Origin of the sequence: Streptomyces sp. NPDC029041, assembly GCF_040637515.1 — a bacterium.
Taxonomy (GTDB): Bacteria; Actinomycetota; Actinomycetes; order Streptomycetales; family Streptomycetaceae; genus Streptomyces.
On the sequence record NZ_JBEZWO010000009.1, the window covers coordinates 21,891 to 41,114 of the forward strand.

At 72.1% G+C, this 19,224-nt stretch carries 14 protein-coding genes and 1 pseudogene; 5 read left to right on the plus strand and 10 right to left on the minus strand.

All coding sequences use genetic code 11. The features are described 5' to 3' along the window. Positions 1-43: 43 nt before the first annotated feature. On the minus strand, positions 44-2,275 hold the full coding sequence (locus tag AB0F04_RS23935; RefSeq protein WP_362044338.1) for a serine/threonine-protein kinase: 2,232 nt from the start codon (positions 2,273-2,275) through the stop codon (positions 44-46). 61 nt (positions 2,276-2,336) lie between these two features. Further along, the gene (locus AB0F04_RS23940) at positions 2,337-3,185 is read right to left on the minus strand and encodes an oxygenase MpaB family protein (RefSeq protein ID WP_362044339.1); all 849 of its coding nucleotides are present in this window, start codon (positions 3,183-3,185) and stop codon (positions 2,337-2,339) included. 172 nt (positions 3,186-3,357) lie between these two features. Between AB0F04_RS23940 and AB0F04_RS23945 the strand changes: the two genes are divergently transcribed. Next, on the plus strand, positions 3,358-4,869 hold the full coding sequence (locus AB0F04_RS23945; protein ID WP_362044341.1) for an ABC transporter substrate-binding protein: 1,512 nt from the start codon (positions 3,358-3,360) through the stop codon (positions 4,867-4,869). Positions 4,870-4,874: 5 nt separating this feature from the next. Continuing rightward, complete coding sequence (locus tag AB0F04_RS23950; protein WP_362044343.1) at positions 4,875-6,629, plus strand: ABC transporter permease subunit; 1,755 nt, start codon at positions 4,875-4,877, stop codon at positions 6,627-6,629. A gap of 47 nt (positions 6,630-6,676) precedes the next feature. On the opposite strand, the gene AB0F04_RS23955 is transcribed toward AB0F04_RS23950, so the two are convergent. Both AB0F04_RS23955 and AB0F04_RS23960 read right to left on the minus strand, forming a co-directional pair. Beyond that, on the minus strand, positions 6,677-9,049 hold the full coding sequence (locus AB0F04_RS23955; RefSeq protein ID WP_362044345.1) for a glycosyl hydrolase family 65 protein: 2,373 nt from the start codon (positions 9,047-9,049) through the stop codon (positions 6,677-6,679). Next, positions 9,046-9,921 (minus strand): universal stress protein, encoded by an 876-nt coding sequence (locus tag AB0F04_RS23960; protein WP_362044901.1) that lies wholly within the window; start codon positions 9,919-9,921, stop codon positions 9,046-9,048. Before AB0F04_RS23960 ends, AB0F04_RS23955 begins: the two co-directional genes overlap by 4 nt. Before the next feature lie 144 nt (positions 9,922-10,065). Between AB0F04_RS23960 and AB0F04_RS23965 the strand changes: the two are divergent. Further along, a pseudogene (locus tag AB0F04_RS23965) lies at positions 10,066-10,465 on the plus strand (regulator); the annotation flags it as partial. Positions 10,466-10,485: 20 nt separating this feature from the next. Here AB0F04_RS23965 and AB0F04_RS23970 read toward each other — a convergent pair. The 6 genes from AB0F04_RS23970 to hppD form a co-directional block, all read right to left on the minus strand. After that, entirely contained in the window at positions 10,486-11,163 is a 678-nt protein-coding gene (locus AB0F04_RS23970) for a pyridoxamine 5'-phosphate oxidase family protein (RefSeq protein WP_362044347.1), read from the minus strand. A gap of 22 nt (positions 11,164-11,185) precedes the next feature. After that, positions 11,186-12,259, minus strand: a complete 1,074-nt coding sequence (locus AB0F04_RS23975; protein WP_362044349.1) for a zinc-dependent alcohol dehydrogenase family protein — start codon at positions 12,257-12,259, stop codon at positions 11,186-11,188. A 387-nt stretch (positions 12,260-12,646) separates the two neighbouring features. Continuing rightward, positions 12,647-13,900 (minus strand): fumarylacetoacetase, encoded by a 1,254-nt coding sequence (gene fahA, locus AB0F04_RS23980; RefSeq protein WP_362044351.1) that lies wholly within the window; start codon positions 13,898-13,900, stop codon positions 12,647-12,649. Continuing rightward, positions 13,897-14,772 (minus strand): hypothetical protein, encoded by an 876-nt coding sequence (locus AB0F04_RS23985; RefSeq protein ID WP_362044353.1) that lies wholly within the window; start codon positions 14,770-14,772, stop codon positions 13,897-13,899. The genes fahA and AB0F04_RS23985 overlap by 4 nt, the downstream gene beginning before the upstream one ends. Then, on the minus strand, positions 14,769-15,974 hold the full coding sequence (locus AB0F04_RS23990; RefSeq protein WP_362044355.1) for a cupin domain-containing protein: 1,206 nt from the start codon (positions 15,972-15,974) through the stop codon (positions 14,769-14,771). Before AB0F04_RS23990 ends, AB0F04_RS23985 begins: the two co-directional genes overlap by 4 nt. A 29-nt stretch (positions 15,975-16,003) precedes the next feature. Then, on the minus strand, positions 16,004-17,209 hold the full coding sequence (hppD, locus tag AB0F04_RS23995) for a 4-hydroxyphenylpyruvate dioxygenase (protein WP_362044357.1): 1,206 nt from the start codon (positions 17,207-17,209) through the stop codon (positions 16,004-16,006). Between the two features lie 146 nt (positions 17,210-17,355). Between hppD and AB0F04_RS24000 the strand changes: the two genes are divergently transcribed. Together AB0F04_RS24000 and AB0F04_RS24005 are read left to right on the plus strand one after the other, a co-directional pair. Further along, the gene (locus AB0F04_RS24000; protein ID WP_362044359.1) at positions 17,356-17,871 is read left to right on the plus strand and encodes an Lrp/AsnC family transcriptional regulator; all 516 of its coding nucleotides are present in this window, start codon (positions 17,356-17,358) and stop codon (positions 17,869-17,871) included. Positions 17,872-17,999: 128 nt separating this feature from the next. Next, a complete protein-coding gene (locus AB0F04_RS24005; RefSeq protein WP_362044361.1) occupies positions 18,000-19,223 on the plus strand; it encodes a CoA transferase in 1,224 nt (407 codons plus the stop codon). Position 19,224: the final 1 nt, after the last annotated feature.

Sequence of the window (19,224 nt, forward strand, 5' to 3'; positions counted from 1 at the left end):
GATCCGGGTCGGCCAGACGGCGCCTGCCTCCGTCCCGCCGGGGTCAGTGACCGGCCGCGGCCCGCTGCTCCCGCAGGGCCGCCACTCTCCGGTACAGGGCCATGGCCTCGGTGCTGCGGCCGAGCTGTTCGAGGCAGTGGGCCTCGTCGTTGCGGCTGGCGAGGGTGTCGGGGTGGTCGGCTCCGAGGACGCGTTCGCGGGCGCCGGCCACACGCCGGTACTCGGTGAGCGCGTCGGCCCAGCGGCCCAGCCAGCCGAGGCCGACGGCGACCTCGCGGCGGCTGACCAGGGTGTCCGGGTGGTCGGGGCCGAGGACCTGCTCGCGGAGCGCGGCCACGTCACGGGATTCGGTGAGGGCCTCCTCCCAGCGGCCGAGCCGGCCGAGGTTGACGCAGCGGCCGTGCCGGGCGCGCAACGTCTCGGGGTGGGTGGCGCCCTGGCTGCGGGTGCGGTCCGCGACCAGGCCGCGGTAGAGGTCCAGGGCTTCCGCGCTGCGGCCGAGGCGGCCCAGGCTGATGCCGATCTCGTGCCGGGCGGCGAGCGTGTCGGGATGATCGGGGCCGAGGGCCCGGCCACGGGCCTCGGCGACGTCCCGGTAGGTTTCCAGGGCTTCGGCCCAGCGGCCCAGCTGGCCCAGGGTGTAGGCGACCTCGTAGCGGGTGACGAGCGTGTCGGGATGGTCCGGGCCGAGCACGCGGGCACGGGCCGCGGCCACCTCGCGGGCCATGCGGTAGGAGTCCTCCAGGCGGCCGAGACGGCCGAGGTTGAAGGCGAGGTTGTGGCGGCAGCGCAGGGTGTCGGGGTGGTCGGGGCCCATGAGCTGCTCGCGGGCGGTGAGCACCGAGGTGTAGACGCGGTGGGCGTCGAAGGGGCGGCCCAGCTGGCCGAGGACGTAGGCCATCTCCTGGCGTGCCGCCAGCGTGTCGGGGTGATCGGCGCCGAGGGTCCGGATCCTGGCACCGGCGACGTGCTTGTACTCGCACAGGGCGTCCGTGGCGCGGCCGGTGCGGCTGAGGGTGAAGGCGACCTCGTAGCGGCTGGAGAGGGTGTCGGGGTGGTCGGGGCCGAGGAGGTGTTCGCGTTCGGCGGCGACGGCCCGGTGCACCTCGCCCGCTTCCGTCCAGCGGCCGAGCCGGCCGAGGCTCAGTCCCGCGTTGTGCCGGCCGGCCAGGGCGGTGAGGACTTCCGTGGGCGGGGCGGGCCGCTGCGCGGGGACGGGTTCGGCGACGACGGGGCCGGTGGCGGGCCGTGCGATCCACTCGCCGGACAGTCCGGCCGCCGGGTCCGGTGGGGTGGTGCGCACTCCCGTGCCGGTCGCCTTGTGGCCGGTGGTCATGCCGCGTGTCCAGGCGGGCAGCCGGGCCGGACCCGCCGGCTCGCCGGGAGCGGGACGGGCCCCCACGACGGCGGGTGCGTACGCGGGCGCGGCCCGGTGGGCGCTGATCCGGCGGGCCAGCTCGCGGGCGTCGTCGGGGCGCTGCGCGGGTTCCTTGGCGAGCAGGTCGAGGATGATCCGCTCGAGGTACTCGGGCAGGTCGGGCCGGTGCTCGCGCGGCGGGCGGGGCGGGGTGTCGCGGTGGCCGACGAGGATCGCCCAGGCGTCGCCGAGGTCGAACGGCGGTACGCCGGTGGCGATCTCGTACAGCACGCACCCGAACGAGTACAGGTCGCTGCGCTGGTCGACCTCGGTGCCGCCGATCTGCTCCGGGGACATGTAGTGCGGGGTGCCCATGGCGATGCCGGTGCCGGTCAGCCGGGAGGTGAAGCCGATGTCGTGGCCGAGGCGGGCTATGCCGAAGTCGCAGATCTTCACGGTGCCGTCGCCGAGCCGCACGATGTTCGCGGGCTTCAGGTCCCGGTGGACGATGCCCTGTTCGTGGCAGTAGGCGAGGGCGGCGGCGACCTGCTCGGCGATCTCCTCGACGTCCGCTACGGGCAGCGGGTGCTGCTTGTTGTCCTCCAGGAGCTGGCTGAGGTTCCGGCCGTCCAGCAGCTCCATGACGAGATGGAGGACGCCGTCGGACTCGCCGAAGTCGTGCACGACGGTGATGCCCCGGTGCTGCAGCGCGGCGGCCACCCGCGCCTCACGGCGGAACCGCTCCCGCAGCACGCGGGTGAAGGCGTGGTCGTGGTTCGGGCCCAGCGGTTTGAGGCACTTGACGGCGACGTGCCGGCCCAGGGACTCGTCCCGGGCCCGCCATACCTCGCCCATGCCGCCCCGCCCGATCAGATCGAGCAGCCGGTACCGGCCCTGGATGAGCCTGTTGTCCCCCATCTCGCGCGACGCTCCCCCCGGTAGCTGTCCGCCCGCCCCTCGGCCCACCCAGTATGGCGGCCTATCGTCCGAGTTTGTACGGTGCGGGGCGGGCGTCGGGGCCGAGCCTCGCCATGGCCCGCAGAATGTGTTTGGGCGGGAGTTGCCAGCGCACACGTGCGGGAACGCGGCGCAGCAGGAGGCCGGCGAGGCGCAGTCGGCGGGTGACGGCGGCTGGGGCGGGGGCCGGTCTGCCGTACAACTCGTGGGCGTACGGCGGCAAGGAGGCGTACGCCAGGTGTGCCACGCGCCGCCACAGCACCTCGCGCGCCGGTACGAGGAGCGGGTGCGTCGGCGGGCGGAGCAGGAAGTCGTCCACCTCATGTGCCTCGGGTCCCGCGGCCAGATCCGGGCGCACCCTCTCGAAGTACGCGGCCAGCTCGGCCCGGTCCCCCGGTACGGCGTCGGGGTCGAGGCCCACCAGGCGTGCGCTCCGGCGGTGTTCGGCGATGTAACGGTCGGCCTCCGCGTCGGTGAGCCGGAATCCTGACCGGCGCGCGACGTGCAGGTACGAGTCGATCTCGGCGCAGTGCACCCATGTCAGCAGGGCGGGTTCGTCGACTCCGTAGCGCTCGCCGGTGTCCGGGTCGGTGGCGGTCAGCATGCGGTGGATCTTCCGGACCCGGGCCCCGGCGCGCTCCGCCGCCTCGGTGGTGCCGTACGTCGTCGTGCCGACGAAGCTCGCGGTGCGCATGAGGCGGCCCCAGGCGTCCCGCCGGAAGTCGGAATTCTGCATGACCCCGCGGACCGCGCGTGGATGCAGGGCCTGGAGGTAGAGGGCCCGGACGCCCGCGATCCACATCACGGGGTCGCCGTGGAGCTGCCAGGTCACCGATTCCGGACCGAACAGCCCCGGGTCCGCGCCGGTCATGCGCCTCACCTCCGCCCCGGCGGACACGATGACACAGGCCGGACAGCGGGTCGAGGGGCTCTTCTCCGGACCGCCGCCACCTGGTGGTTGAGGATTCACCTACCCCTCCGGAGTTTGGTAAGCCTCGCCTTATATGCTGGCGCCGCCGATCTCCCGCACGACAGGATCCGACATGCGCACCACCTCCCGCGGCCTCATAGCGGCGCTCACTCTCACCCCCCTGCTGGCCGGCTGCTTCGCACCCGGTGAGAGCGACACCGGCGCGGGGCCGGGCGGGCGCCTGCGGGTCGCGCTGGCCGTGCCGCCGGCGCAGGCGCTGTCCCCGTACAGCAACGACGCCACGGTGCTGAGCAAGCTGTCCGTCGCCGAGGGCCTCACCGCCCTCGACAAGAAAGGCACCGCCAAGCCCGCCCTGGCGACGTCCTGGAAGCAGGACGACGACACCACCTGGACCTTCGAACTGCGCAAGGCCGAGTTCCAGGACGGCACCGAACTCACCGCCCAGTCGGTCGTCGACGCACTCGACCACGCCGGCGCGGCCAAGCCCAAGCCCCGCGTCCTGAGCGATGTGTCACTGACCGCCAAGGCGGAGGACGCCGACACCGTCACCCTCACCACCAAGTCGCCCGACCCGGTGCTGCCGCTGCGGCTGGCCAGCCCCGCGCTGGCGATCCTGTCGGCGAAGGCGTACGCGAAGGACGGCGCCGTCAGCCCCGTCGGCACCGGCACCGGTCCGTTCGAGATCACCCGGCTGACCGGCAAGACCAAGGCGACGCTCGACCGCTTCGACGGCTACTGGGGCGGCAAGGCCAAGGCGCCCGGCATCGACGTCAGCTGGATCGCCGACGGAACGGCCCGTGCCAACGCACTGCGCGGCGGCGAGACCGACATCGCCGAGTGGATCCCCACCGCCCAGGCGAAACTGCTCGACCAGAAGACCCGGCACGAAGTCCCCTCGGTGCGCACCGACAGCCTGATCCTCAACACCGGCAGCGGTATGTTCACCGACGCCGGTCTGCGCGCCGCCGCCCGCGAGGCCGTCGACGGCTCCTCGCTGGTCGACTCCGTCTTCGGCGGTTACGCCGACCCCGCGAAGGGCCTGTTCGGGCCGGCCGTCCCCTGGGCGGCCGGCAAGCGCGTCGCGGTGACGGGCCGAGCCCAGGCCGCGACCGCCGCCGAGGTGAGGACCGCCACCAAGGGCAGGACGCTGCGGCTGGCCACCTACACCAACCGGGCCGAGCTGCCCGAGGCGGCGACCGTGCTCCAGCAGCAGCTGGAGAAGGCCGGGTTCACCGTGAAGCAGGACGTGCGCGAGTACACGCAGATGGAGGGAGACCTCCTCGCCGGGAAGTACGACGCCCTCGTCTTCTCACGGGTGACGCTCCTCGACACCGGTGACGCGGTCGACTACCTCGCCAGCGACTTCACCAGCGAGGGCGTCTACAACATCGCCGGCCTGAAGAACGCCGCGGTGGACAAGGCCATCCGGGCCGCCGCCGCGGAGCGGGACACCGAGCGCCGCCAGGAGAAGATCATGCGGGCGGAGGCGGAGATCCTGCGCACCGACGCGGTCGTGCCGCTGGTCCACGAGCAGGCCGTGCAGGGCATCGCGGACGACGTCGAGGGTGTGATCCTCGACCCGCGTGAGCGGTCCCTGATCGACGTCGACACCCGCCTGAAGTAACCCGCATGAGCCTCACGCACGCCTCAGCCGCTCGCTCGTCCCTCTGGACGGCGGCGGCCGGCCGTGTGCTGGCCGGTACCGTCCTGCTCGGCGCGGTGGCCCTGCTCCCCTGGCTGTCCGGCGCCGACCCGGCCCGTACGGTGCTGCGCGCACGCTCCGCGGACCAGAACCCCACAGCGGCTGAACTGGCCACCGTGCGGGAACAGCTGGGTCTGGACGAGGGTCCTTGGGTCCATCTCGCCCACTGGCTGGGCGGCCTGCCGCGCGGCGACGCGGGCGTCTCGTGGGTCTCCGGCGCGCCGGTCATGCGGCAGGCGACGACGGCCCTGTCGGTCTCCCTGACGCTGATGCTGGGCGCGTTCGCGGTCACGGTGCTGGTCGCCGGACTGCTGTGTGCCCGCACGGTGTTCCTCGGATCCCGGCGCCGGCTGCGGCAGGACAGGGCGGGTACCACGGCCGCCGTCCTCGCGTCGCTCCCGAAGTTCCTGCTCGCCTCGGTGCTGGCCACCGTGTGCGGGGTCTGGTGGGGGTGGTTCCCGTCCAGCGGGTGGGAGGGGCCGCAGTCGATGGTGCTGCCCTCGCTCGCCCTCGGCATCCCCTCCGGCGCGATGCTCGGCGGCATGCTCGACCAGGCGCTGCCCGCCGCCTTCCACGAGCCGTGGGCGCGCACGGCCTACGCCGTCGGGCTTCCGTCCGGTCACATCGGCAGGGGCGCGCTGCGCCGCACCCTGCCCGGCCTCTTGCCCCAGCTGCTGCCGACCGTCGTGGCCCTGGTCGGCGGTGCGGTGGCCGTGGAGAAGATCTTCAACATCCCCGGACTCGGCCGGCTCGCTCTGGAGTCCGCCGTCGCGCAGGACCTCCCGGTGCTGCAGACGGCGAGCCTGGCCCTGGTCCTGCTCGGCGTCACCGCGGGCGTCCTGATCCGGGCCCTGCGCCACGCACTCCTCGGGCGGCCCCTGCGCGACGGCGCCCTGCCGGCCCTGCACCGGCCTCCGCTCACCGTGCCGCGCGCCCTGCGCTGGATCACCGCGGCCTGCGCACTGCTCCTGCTCGCCCTGGTGACAACGGGCCTCCTGCGCGACCCGCTCCAGGTCGACACGGCGGCACGGCTGCTGTCGCCCTCCCTCCAACACCCCCTGGGCACGGACGCGCTGGGCCGCGACCTGCTGGCCCGGCTGGGGCACGGGGCGCTGCGCACGGCCTGGGTTGCGCTCGTCGTGACGGCGGTCAGCGCCGTCACCGGACTGCTGCTGGGCATGACACCGAGGGCGAGCGCGGGCCCCACCGAGGTCGTGTCCACTCTGCCCGCCGTTCTCGCGGGTCTGCTGATCGCGGGCGTGACCGGACCGTCCGTGTGGGGTGCCGCCTGCGCGGTGTGCGTGGTCGGGTGGAGCCCGTACGCCGCCCAGACCGCAGCCCTGCTGGAAGACGAACGCGCCAGCGGGCACATCGCCGCGTCCGTCGCGCTCGGCGCGGGACGGCTGCACCTGTTGCGCCGCCACCTGCTGCCCGCAGTGGTGCCGGCCCTCCTGCGCAACGCCCTGCTCCGGCTGCCCACGACCGTGCTCGTCCTGGCCTCCCTGGGCTTCCTGGGCCTGGGCGAACAGCCGCCCAGCCCCGAGTGGGGCCGCCTGCTCTCGGAGAACCAGCCGTACGCCGAACTGGCCCCCTGGACCGTCCTCGGCCCGGCCGCCGCTCTGATGGTGCTGTCCGTCCTGGCGGTGACGGCCGGCGTGCTGGGACGGAGGAAGGGCGAGTAGCACGCGCGTTCGCGCGGGGCCGGCCCCTCTGGGCCGGGTGAGGCGTCTCATCGGTCTGTGAGAACCAGCCGGCACGTCTCCCCCGGTTCCACTCCGACCGCCCGGTCGGGCAGCTCGATGTCGATCGGCGGGAGGCCTGACGGCGGCACGGCGATCTCCAGCCGCCCGCTCGTGAGCCGCAGCCGTATGCCCCAGTGGCCCTGGTAACGGATGGAGAAGCCGTACGAGGACAGCTCCGGCACCGGCACGGGGTCCAGCCACAGTGACCCCGCACGGGTCTCCAGACCGGGCAGTCCCCGCTGGACCAGGTCGAGGCTGCCGGCCATGGCTCCCAGGTGGATGCCCTCGCCGGTGGTGCCGCCCTGCAGGTCGGCGATGTCGCCGCGAAGGGCCTCCTGGCAGTACCGCCATGCGTCGGCCCGCCGGCATCGCGCCAGGACCCAGCCGTGGACGAGTCCGCTGAGGGTGGAGCCGTGGCTGGTGCGGGCCAGGTAGTGGTCGACGGTGCGCCGCCAGGTCGCCTCGTCCAGCCGGTGACCCAGCCGGCCGAAGAGGCGCTGGAGTTCGGACGGCGAGAAGAGATAGCCGAGCATCAGCACGTCGGCCTGCTTGGACGCCTTGTAGCGGTTGACGCTGTCGTCCTCGGCTTCCAGGATCCGGTCCAGGCGCCGGACCTCGCCGTAGCGTTCGCGGTAGGCGACCCAGTCGAGTTCGGCGAGGTCGCCGTACCCCTCGAACTGGCTGATGATTCCGTCGTGGAACGGCACGTGGAGCGTGCGGGAGACCTCCTGCCAGCGGTCGGGTTCGCCGTCCTCCAGGGCGATGCGTTCGACGAGTTCGCGCCGGCGCGGTGCGGGCAGGGCGCGCAGCACCTCCAGTGCGCGGGCGAGGACCCAGGCCGCCGTGACGTTGGTGTACGCGTTGTCGTCCAGGCCCGGCCGCTCGGCACCCGGGTAGGCGTCGTGGTACTCGTCGGGGCCCATCACGCCCCGGATGCGGTGCCGCCCCAGGTACTCGTCCCAGGTGGCCGAGTCGGCCCAGAAGCGCGCGATCTGGACCAGGGTCTCGGCTCCCTTGGTGTGCAGGAACTCCTCGTCGCCGCTGGCCTCGCAGTACTGCCACACGTTGTACGCGATCGCGGACCCCACGTGGTGCTGGAGATGGGTGTGGTCGGGCAGCCAGCGGCCCGAGCGGGGGTTGAGGTGCAGGCGCTGAGTCTCCTCCCGCCCGTCGCTGCCGCTCTGCCACGGATACAGCGCACCCCGGCGGCCGGCGGCCCGTGCCGCGGCGCGGGCCCGGTCCAGACGCCGGTGGCGGTAGTGCAGCAGGGCGCGGGACACCTCGGGGAAGTGCAGGTTCAGATAGGGCAGGACGAACAGCTCGTCCCAGAAGACATGGCCGCGGTAGGCCTCGCCGTGGAGCCCGCGGGCCGGTACGCCCACGTCCAGGTCTGCGGTGTGCGGCGAGAGGGTCTGCAGGACGTGGAAGAGGTGCAGGCGCAGGATGGCCCCCGCTTCGCCGGGGACATCGATCTCGGCCCGGCGCCACAACTGGTCCCAGGCCGTGCGGTGTGATGCCAGAAGGCCGTCGAAATCCGGTGCCGCGCCGACCCGGTCCGCGGCTGCCTGCAGCGGGTCGCTGATCGCCGGATCGCGTGAGGTGTGCAGGGCGACGGTCTTGTCGACGGTGACGGTACGGCCGGGAGCGAGGGGCAGCGTGGTGCGCTGAACGGCGCGGGCGGGTTCGTGCGCGTCCGTGATCGGTTCCCGGGCCGTCAGCCGGGCGGCCATGCCGATCCGGATGTCCGAGGTGCGGGTCCGGCAGCGCAGCCAGGCCGTGCCGGGTACGACGGTGCCGGTGTGCACGTGGGTCAGGTGGCGGCCGTCCAGGGCGCGGTAGCGCGGCACCCCGGCATTGACGACCGTCCCGTCGAGCGCGGCCTCGATCTCCAGCTCGCCGGTGAAGTTCTCGGCGGTGAGGTCGGTGCGCAGCGCCGCGAGGTGCGGATCGCCCATGTGCACCAGCCGTAGCTGCCGCAGGGACAGCACCCGCCCGTCTCCGAGGGCGTACCGGGTTCCGCGCTCCAGCAGTCCCGAGCCCAGGTGCAGGGTCTGGCGGTGGTCGAGGACGGTCGCCGAGTCGGGGGTGAGCCACGGCTCGCCTGCCGGGCGGGCGCGCAGCGCAAGCCAGTTGGGGAGGTTGACGAGGTCCTCGTTCTCGACGTGGCGTCCCGCGACCTCGGAGGTGAGACGGTTGTAACAGCCCGCCGCGTAGGTACCCGGATAGTGCACGTCGTCCGCCGCGCACTCGGGCAGCGCGCCGCGCGTCGCGAAGTAGCCGTTGCCCAGCGTGCACAGCGACTCCCGCAGCCGTTCCTCCGCGGGGCGGTACCCCTCGTACTCCCAGGACCGGCCCGTCACGGGAGCTGCTCCCGCTCCACCTGTTGCGGCACGACGGCCACCGGGCACGCGGCGTGGTGCAGCAGCGTGTGGGCGACCAGGCCGAGCTGGAGCCCGAAGTGGCCCTGGCGGCGTCGTGCTCCGACGACGACCAGGTCGGCCGCGGCCGAGCGGTGCACGAGCACCTTGCGGGCCGGGCCCTCGACTGTGGTGCGGTGCACCCGGACCGCGGGGTGATCGGCCACGGCGACGCCGAGCAGGTCGTCGAGCTCGGTGCGGGCCAGCTCCTCGTGGTCCCGGCCGGAGGCTTCGGCTGCTTCGTGCGCGGCACGGCGCCATGCCCGGACCACGTCCAGGACGCTGCGGCGGGCCTCGGCCTCGCGGAGGGCGAAGCGCAACGCTTCCTCGCCGGTGGCGGGGCTTCCGGCGCCGAGCAGGATCCGCCGGTGGGTGCCCGCGAGGCCGGCCCGGTCACCGCGGACCACGATGACCGGGCAGTGGGCGCGGGCGGCGAGGGCCAGGCCGACGGAGCCGAGCAGCAGTCCCTTCAGCCCGCCGCGGCCCCGCGAACCGGTGATCAGCGCGGTGGCGTTGTTGCCTTCGTGCAGGAGGGCGTCCGTCGCGTCGGCGAGGAGGACGTCGGTGGACACCTTCACATCGGGGTTGCGCCGCCCGGCGCGCTCCGCGGCGGAGGCGACGATGTGGTCGGCAAGCACACGCCCGGCGGGGCGGTCCGGACCGATCGAGGGGATGCGGCCCTCGTACCTCTCCCACAGGGAGCCGTGCACCAGCCGCAGGGACAGCCCGTGGCGGGCCGCCTCGTCCACTGCCCAGTCGACCGCGGGCAGGCTGCCCTCGGACCCGTCGACCCCCACGACCAGGGGAAGTTCCATCGTCATCGTTCCCACCGCCTCGTGCACGGGATGGCGCGGCCCCACTCTCACCGTCGCATCCGGGACAGCCGGGCGCGAGGGGCGACCGGTCCCGTGCCGGGGCCGTTCGGTCCCTGGTGGTGTCCTTCGAGTCGGTACCGCACCCGCATCTTCGAGGAAGGGCTGCGCGCCGGCCGGTTCCGGATCGTGCGCACCGGGGCGGTCGTGCTCGATCGGCCCATCCCGGGCCGGAGGGCGGCCGCGGTCGAGTCCCTGGGGCACGGCGAGCTGGTCGGCTGGGCGGCTGGGCGGCTGGGCGGCTGGACGGCTGGACGGCTGGCCCTGATATCACCCGCCGTACGTGGCATCCGGGCGGGGAAGCGGTCAGCCCACTGCGCGCCCATGAGTCCGACGCGGAGGCCGTACGGGCGATGTGCGCCCACGACGCCGAGTCGGCCGTGCGATCGCGGAGTGCGTCGGACGGGTGGTCGACCACCGGCTGCACGCGTCGCGGGTCCGCCTGCTCGACCTGTACGCCCCTTACGGCAGCGGCAGCGTGCTCTGAGCGGCCGGGGCGTGTACGCGTCAGACCACGGTGATCCGGCGCCCGGTGACGGTGACGGGCTCGATGCGCAGCCACAGGTCCCGCCGGCCTCCCGCCCAGGGGGTGCTGTGTGCCTGCTCCTCGAGACGGGCGACCTCGTCCGGATCCGTCACGGTCGTCGCGGGCCCGCGCACCAGCACGCTCCAGCCCTCGCTGAACGCCTCGTCGATGCGGTCGGCCTCGAAGGCGACCCGGTGGCCGTCGGCCTGTGCCGGGGTCGTTCCGGGCGCGGTGCGCAAGACGATGCCACCGTCGACGACGCTGTAGTTGACCGGCACCACGACCGGCCCGGAGTCCGCGGGCACGGCCAGGCGCCCCACCCCGTGTGTGGCGAGCAGGGAGCGGCACTCCGCTTCGGTCAGCTCCGTGAACCGGGGGGTGCGGGCGGCCCGGCCGAGGCCCGGAGGCAGCTCGGTGTCGCCACCGGTCAGATGCCACACGGTGGTCTTGAGCGCTCCTGCGAGCCGGAGGAGTGTGCCCGCGCCCGGATCGGCCGGCGGTCGCTCCTCGAGGTACTGCAGGTAGGCCGGCGACATGCCCGCCCGTGCGGCCGTCTCCTGCCTGCTCAGGCCGAGTTCGGTGCGCCGCTGGGCGATCCGCCGCCCCAGGTCGCCCAGCGGGCGCCCTTCCACGGCATGCGACGAGGCCCGTTCGGTCATGACGCGTCACCTCTCTCCTTCGTCAGGCCGCCCGGTAGGGGACGACCTCCTCGTGCGGCTCCTCGCCCAGCACGACCTTGAGCGCCCCGGTGTCGGCGGCCCGGTCGAAGACGTCGTACGCCTCCTCCATGCGGGTCAGCGGGAAGGTGTGGGTGACCAGCTGCCCGGTGGGCAGGCGGCCCGCCGTCGCCATCCGCAGCAGGGTGGGGGTGGAGTAGGTGTCCACCAGGCCCGTGGTGATGGTGACGTTCTTGATCCACAAATCCTCCAGATGGAGGGTCGCCGGTCTGCCGTGCACGCCGACGTTGGCGACGTGACCGCCGGGCCGCACCATGCGCGTGCAGAGGTCGAAGGTCTCCGGGGTGCCGACCGCCTCGACGACCACGTCCGCGCCCAGTCCCCCGGTGAGGTCCGCGACCAGCTGTTCGGGGGCCTCCCGGGCGTCCGCCACGGCGTCCGCGCCGAGGTGCTTGGCCGCTTCCAGCCGCGCGGCGGCGAGGTCCACCGCGACGATGCGCTCCGGCGAGAACAGCCGGGCCGTCACGACGGCCGCGAGCCCGATCGGGCCGGCGCCGACGACGGCGACGGTGTCTCCGGGCCGCACGCGTCCGTTGAGCACGCCGACCTCGTAGGAGGTGGGGAAGATGTCGGCCAGCAGCACGGCGTCCCTGCCGTGCAGGGTGCTGGACAGCGGGTGCACGGAGAGGTCGGCGTACGGCACGCGGACGTACTCGGCCTGGGTGCCGTCGATCAGATGGCCCAGGATCCAGCCACCGCCGCCCCGGCACTGGCCGTACGCGCCCTCGCGGCAGGAGGGGCAGCGGCCGCAGGCGGTGATGCACGAGACCAGGACCCGGTCGCCCGGCCGCACCGTGCGGACGTCGGCGCCGACGTCGACGATCTCGCCGACCGCCTCGTGCCCCAGCACGGTGCCCGGACGGACCTCGGGGAGGTCGCCTTTGAGAATGTGCAGGTCCGTTCCGCAGATGGTGACGGCGTCGACACGCACGATGGCGTCGGTCGCCTCCTGGACACCCGGGTCCGGGACGTCCTCCCATGCGGACTGTCCGGGACCGTGGAAGACGTAGCCCTTCATGGCGGTACCCCCTGACTGGCGCGAGTGACGTGTCCGTTTTGCTCCGCAGTTCCAGCTTGGCGCGGATCCGTGGGACGCGCTTGGGCCGGCCGGCCGCGGCCGGTCGCGTCACACGCGGGCGAGCGTCGCGTCACACGCGGGCGAGTGCGCGGCCGATCTTCGCCGCCCGTGCCTCGATCCGCTCGAAGTCGGGGAAGTCCCCGCCTTTCCGTTGCGCAGGATCATCCGGGCGACCCGGCCCTTGGCACCCTCGCGCAGGCAGCCACCGAAGGTGATGTGCTCCCTGACATCGAGCCGGGCCTTGGCGCGCTTTCCCGGTACGGGTGGGATGTCCCGCTGCGAGGCTCGGCCACCGCCTCTGCCGCGGAGGACAGGGTCTTGTCCATGTCAGTCACTTCCGTGTGTCGGGGCGATCCGGCCGCGAACCTCGCCGAGTCCGAGAGTGGTGCCGCCGGGCCCGGGGGCGGTCGCGGTGATCACCACCTCGTCGTGGTCTTCGAGGAAGGTGCGGGTGCTGCCGTCCGGCAGCTGCAGAGGTTCGTCGCCTCCCCAGGTGAGCTCGATGAAGGAGCCGCGTTCGGTGGGTCGGGGTCCGCTGATGGTGCCGGATGCGAAGAAGTCACCGGTGCGCAGGGAGGCTCCGTTGATGGTCATGTGCGCCAGCTGCTGGGCGGCGGTCCAGTACATCGACGCGAACGGAGGCCGGGAGACGACGTGGCCGTTGAGCGAGACTTCGAGCCGGATGTCGAGGCCCCAGGGGTCGGCGTCGGTGTCGTCCAGGTACGGCAGCGGCCGGGGGTCTCGGGCGGGCGGCGCCACGCGTGCGGCCTCCAGTGCGGCGAGGGGCACGATCCACGGTGCGGCGGAGGTGGCGAAGGACTTGCCGAGGAACGGGCCGAGCGGGGCGTACTCCCATGCCTGGATGTCGCGGGCGGACCAGTCGTTGACCAGGCAGACGCCGAAGGCGTGCTCGGGAAAGGCGGCGAGGTCGACCGGCCGGCCGAGAGCGCTCGGGGTGCCGACTACGAAGCCGAGCTCGGCCTCGATGTCGAGCCGGGCCGACGGGCCGAAGACCACGTCGCCGTCCGGGGTGCGGCGCTGGCCCTGCGGTCGGATGACGGGGGTGCCGGAGACGACCACGGTGCCGGCGCGTCCGTGGTAACCGATCGGGAGGTGCTTCCAGTTGGGGGTCAGCGGGGGCTGGCCGGGCCGGAACAGGTTGCCGAGATTGGTGGCGTGGTGCTCCGAGGCGTAGAAGTCCACGTAGTCGGCGACCGTGAACGGCAGGACCATCGTGGCTTCGTCGACGGCGACGAGCAGCGGCTCGAGGTCCTTACGGCGGGTCGGGTCGGTGAGCCAGTCGGTCAGGGTGGCTCGGGTGCGGGTCCAGGCGTCGGGTCCGGCGGCGAGCAGTCGGTCCAGGGTGCCGGCGGCGAACAGGGCGGCGTGGGCGGGATCCAGTCGCGCGGACGCGGCAGTGAGGTCCAGGACCTGGTCGCCGATGCGGACGCCGACCCGGGTGCCGCCGACGGAGGTGGTGAACGCGCCGTACGGGAGGGTCTGGATGCCGAACGGGTGGTCGTCCGGCAGCTCCAGCCAGGTCCGGCCGACGGTGGTGTGGGGGCGGGTGTCGATGGTCATGGTCGGGTCTCCTCGATCAGGCCCAACGCGGTCAGGTCGTCGAGTGGCTCGTCGATGCTGCAGGTGCCGAACGACTCGAACTGGCGGCGCACGGAGTGGGTGGTCTCGGCGTCGAGTCGGCGGAATGCCTCGGCGACCGAGGCCGGGTTGCGGTCGGCGAGGATCGAGGCGACGGACGAGGCGGGGCTGCCGGCCAGGACGGCCGAGGTCGCCAGCAGGACGTTGAGGAAGCCGTGGTGCTCGAACCCGGTGACAGGGTCGCGGTGGCGGACAGCGTGATGCAGGCCGGCGGTGAGCTTGAACGACAGCCGGTTGAGGGTGGCGTGCCCGATGGCCGCGGCGAGCTCGTTCTCGGTCGGGAAGGCCGTGGCCGTGGTTCCGCCGGTGCGTAGTTTCAAGCGGTGGCGGGTGAGTGCCAGGGAGCGGCACAGGGCGTGGTCGACTTCGCCGACGGGGACCTCGAGGTAGCCCGTCGTGTGGGCGGGCAGCTCGCGATCCAGCTGCGTGGTGAGCGCGGCGACGCGCTGTCCGCGCAGCAGCGGGACCTCGACGGCGACGAGCGTCGTCTTCGGGGTGTTGGAGGCGGCAGCGACGGCCGCGGACAGTCCGTCCATGCCGCCGGGGACGGTTACCGAGGCCTTGATCCGGGAGGCGGTGGGCAGGTGCTTCACCAGTTCCGGCCAGCGGGCGTCGGAGCAGACGAACGCGCCCACGTACGCCGCCTCCGCCGAGGCCTTCCAGGCCAAGTGCCCCTCCAGCGCATCGGCCATCGCGGCATTGCCGGGCGGGAAGAGCGCGGCGTCGTCGAACAGGCTTTGGAACCATGCCGTGCCCACGGGCGCCCACTCGCTGGCGTGCCGGCGTGCGGTCATGCGTCCGTACCCCGTCCTGCCCACGACCAGGCGTAGACCCCGTCGTCGGTGGCGCGGCCCCCCTCGCCGAGGTCGAGCGGACGGAAGGTGTCCACCATCACCGCGAGCTCGTCGAACTCCTCGGCCCCGACGCTGGCCTCGACGGCGCCTGGCTGCGGGCCGTGCGAGTGGCCACCGGGGTGCAGAGAGACCGATCCGACGTTGATGCCGGACCCCTTGCGGGCCTCGTAGTCGCCGCCGACGTAGAACATGACCTCGTCGGAGTCGACGTTTGCGTGGTAGTACGGGACCGGCACCGCCAGTGGGTGGTAGTCGACCTTGCGGGGCACGAAGTTGCAGATCACGAAGTTGTGCCCCTCGAAGACCTGGTGCACCGGCGGCGGCTGGTGGACCCGGCCGGTGATCGGTTCGTAGTCGGCGATGTTGAACGCGTACGGGTACAGGCAGCCGTCCCAGCCGACCACGTCGAACGGGTGCCGGGGCACCACGTGCACCGTCCCGGCCAGGCCTCCGGGGCCCGTTCCGCGGTGCTTGACGTAGACCTCCACGTCCTGCTCCTCGACCACGCGCGGTGTGGTGGGGGTGCGCAGGTCCCGCTCGCAGTAGGGCGCGTGCTCCAGGAACTGGCCGTACCGCGAGAGGTACCGCTTGGGCGGGGCGATATGACTGTTGGCCTCGATCGCGTACAGCCGCAGCGGACCGTCGCCGGACGGTACCCACCGGTGAGTGGTGGCCCGGGGCAGGATCACGTAGTCGCCCTGCCCGACGTCCAGGTCACCGAAGACCGTCTCCACGGTGCCGGTGCCGGACTCGACGTACACGCACTCGTCGCCGGTCGCGTTGCGGTACAGCGGCGAGGTCTCACCGACCGCCGCGTAGCCGATCCGCACATCCGCGTTGCCGAGCACCAGACGCCGGCCGGTGACCGCGTCGGTGGACTTCCACTCCTGGCCGGAAAACAGTCCGTGCAGCCTCATGTGCCGTGGGGTCAGCGGCGCGTTCGGCACTGTGGTCTGGTCGGGCAGCTCCCAGGTGCGGGCACCGGCGATCGCCGAGGGTACGTTGACGTGGTAGAGCAGCGAGGAGTCGGAGGAGAAGCCCTCCTCGCCCATCAGCTCCTCGTAGTACAGGTTGCCGGCCGGGTCACGGAACTGGGTGTGCCGCTTCGGTGGGATCTTCCCGTTGCGCTGGTAGTGGGCCATGGCGGCCTGCCTTCCTGGGATGACCGCGGTCAGAGGTTGCCGCGTCGGTCCTGCTCGCGCTCGATGGCCTCGAACAGGGCCTTGAAGTTGCCCTTGCCGAAGCCCAGCGAGCCGTGCCGCTCGATGAACTCGAAGAACACCGTCGGCCGGTCGCCCAGGGGCTTGGTGAAGATCTGGAGCAGGTAGCCGTCCTCGTCACGGTCGACGAGGATGCCGCGCTTCTGCAGCTCTTCGATCGGAACCCGCACCTCACCGATCCGGGCGCGCAGTTCGGGGTCCTCGTAGTAGGAATCCGGGGTGTTGAGGAACTCGATACCCTCGCGGCGCAGCTCGTCGACGGTGCGGAGGATGTCGTTGGTCGCCAGGGCCAGGTGCTGGGCGCCAGGACCGTCGTAGAACTCCAGGTACTCGTCGATCTGACTCTTCTTCTGCGCGATCGCGGGCTCGTTGAGCGGGAACTTCACCCGGTGGTTGCCGGACGCGACCACCTTCGACATCAGTGCGGAGTAGTCGGTGGCGATGTCGTCACCGATGAACTCGGCCATGTTCGTGAAGCCGAGCACCTTGTTGTAGAACTCAACCCACTCGTCCATCCGGCCGAGCTCGACATTGCCGACGATGTGGTCCAATGCCTGGAAGATCCGCTTCGGGGCACCCTCGCGCTTCTGGTAGGACGAGGTGCGGGCGACGTACCCGGGCAGGTACGGGCCGGCATAGTTCGACCGGTCGACCAGCGTGTGCCGGGTCTCGCCGTACGTCGCGATCGCGGCCGTTCGCACGGTGCCGTGCTCGTCGGAGACGTCGTGCGGCTCCTCGAGGACGGTGGCACCCACCGAGCGCGCGTGCTCGATGCACTTGTCGACGTCGGGCACCTCGAGAGCGATGTCGATGATGCCGTCGCCGTGCTTGGCGTGGTGGGCGATGACCGGGCTCGAAGGATGGACGCCGCCCTTGAACACGAACCGGACCGCGCCGGACTTGAGCACGTAGGCCATGTGGTCGCGTTCGCCGGTCTCCGGACCGCAGTAGGCGACGAGTTCCATACCGAACGCGGACTGGAAGAAGCGCGCGGCCTGGGTGGCGTTCCCGACGGCCCATACTGCCGCGTCCCAGCCGGTGACCGGGAACGGATCGTTTCCGGCGTCGTACTCGACGAGGCCGACGAGCTGCTTGAGGGTGTCGAGGTCGAGCTCGGCGAGCCGCTCCTCGTTGGTCAGCGTGTCCTTCAGCGACATGGTCGAGGTCCTTTCGTCCAGAACGTCGTGAGAAGCAGACACCACACTTTGAGAACCATGCAATATGCCCATTTCGAACTGGGCAAGGTGCCCAGTTGGGCCCGTTAGGGGCGACCGCAGCTAGTCAAAATGGCTACCTTGGCGCCATGAATGACGCGAACTGCGAACTGGATGAGCTCGACGTGGCACTCCTCACCGCCCTCTCCGAGAACCCCCGCGTGGGCGATCTGGAGCTCTCGCGCCTGACCAAGGTCGCGCGGGCAACGGTTCAGAGCCGGTTGAAGCGACTGACCGAGTCGGGCGTGATCAGCGACTGGGACCCCTCGGTTGATGCCGCAGCGGCCGGATTCCCGGTCCAGGCGTTCGTGACCCTCGAGATCGCCCAGGGGGCGTTGGACGATGTGGCCGCCGACCTTGCGGGCATCCCGCACGTCCTCGAGGCCTACGTCACCACAGGCTCTTCCGACGTGCTGTGCAAGGTGGCCACACCTTCGCACCAGGAGCTGCAGGCCACGCTGGTCAGGCTGAACCGGTCCGCCTCGGTCGTCCGATCGACCAGCGTGATGGTGCTCTCTGTCCTGGTTCCCCCGCGCATTCTTCCGCTGCTGCGCACCGCCACCCCGACCCGGCCGGGCCGCGCGCCGGCCTACCGCAGGACCTGAAGACCGGGGCTACCGACCAGTACCCGATTCTCGGTCCAAGGGGTTGTCAGGGATTGAAGCGCCACCCTACGGTGTCCGCACTCTCAACATTTGAGAGTGCATAGCCAGAACATGAGAACGGATGGCTGATGATTCCCACTTCACCACCGCCCGGCTCCTCCAGCCGTGGCCCGCTGACAGGCGTCAAGGTGCTCGACGCCGGCAACGTGTTCGCGGCGCCCTTCGCTGCCGCCCTGCTCGGTGATCTCGGAGCGGACGTCGTCAAGATCGAGGTTCCTTCGATCGGGGACCCGCTGCGCGGCCTGCAGCCGTTCGACGGCGAGGAGTCACTGCTGTGGGCGTCGCTGGCTCGCAACAAGCGGTCGATCACGCTCGATCTCCGCCAGGACGAGGGCCGCGACCTCTTCCTGCGGCTCGTTGCCGAGCACGACGTACTGCTGGAGAACTTCCGCCCCGGCACGCTCGACCGCTGGGGCCTCGATGTCGAGACGCTGCGCCAGGCCAACCCCGACCTCGTGGTCACGCGCGTGAGCGGCTACGGACAGTCCGGACCGTACGCGCCGATGCCCGGCTTCGGCACTCCGGCCACCGCGTTCAGCGGCTATGTGCACAGCACCGGATTTCCCGACGGGCCACCGGTGCTCCCTCCGATCAACCTCGTCGACTACGTCGCGGGTCTCTTCGCCGCCTTCGGAACCATGTCGGCGCTCTATCACCGCGACGCTCTCGGCGGCGAAGGGCAGGAGGTCGATGTCGCGCTGTACGAGTCGATCCTGCGGTTCCTCGAAGCGTTCGTCACCCAGTACGACCGCCTGGGCACCGTGCATGAGCGCCAGGGCAACCAGGTTCCCGCGACCGTCCCCTGCGGGCTGTTCCAGGCGTCGGACGACGTGTGGATGGTGCTCTCCACCAGCACCGACAAGACCTTCAACCGCCTCGCCGCGCTGATGGGCCGCGAGGACATGACCACCGACCCCCGCTACCGCACCAACCGCGACCGGGTGCTCAACCGCGAGGCGGTCAACGGCATCGTCACCGACTGGTTCGGCGCCCGGACCGGCGAGGAGCTGCAGAAGGCGTGCGACGACGCCGGGGTCCCGGTGAGCCGGGTCAACACCATGGCCGACGTCTTCGCCGATCCGCACGTCCGGCAGCGCGAAAGCCTGATCGAGGTCGAGCACCCCGCCCTCGGCACCCTCACCATGCCCGCCATCGTTCCCCGCTTCTCCCGCACCCCGGGCGAGGTCCGCACCGCCGGCCCGGCCCTCGGCCAGCACACGTACGAAGTGCTGTCAGGACTCGGGCTCAGCGACGACGAGCTGGACCGACTCGCCCAGGCAGGGGTGATCTGAG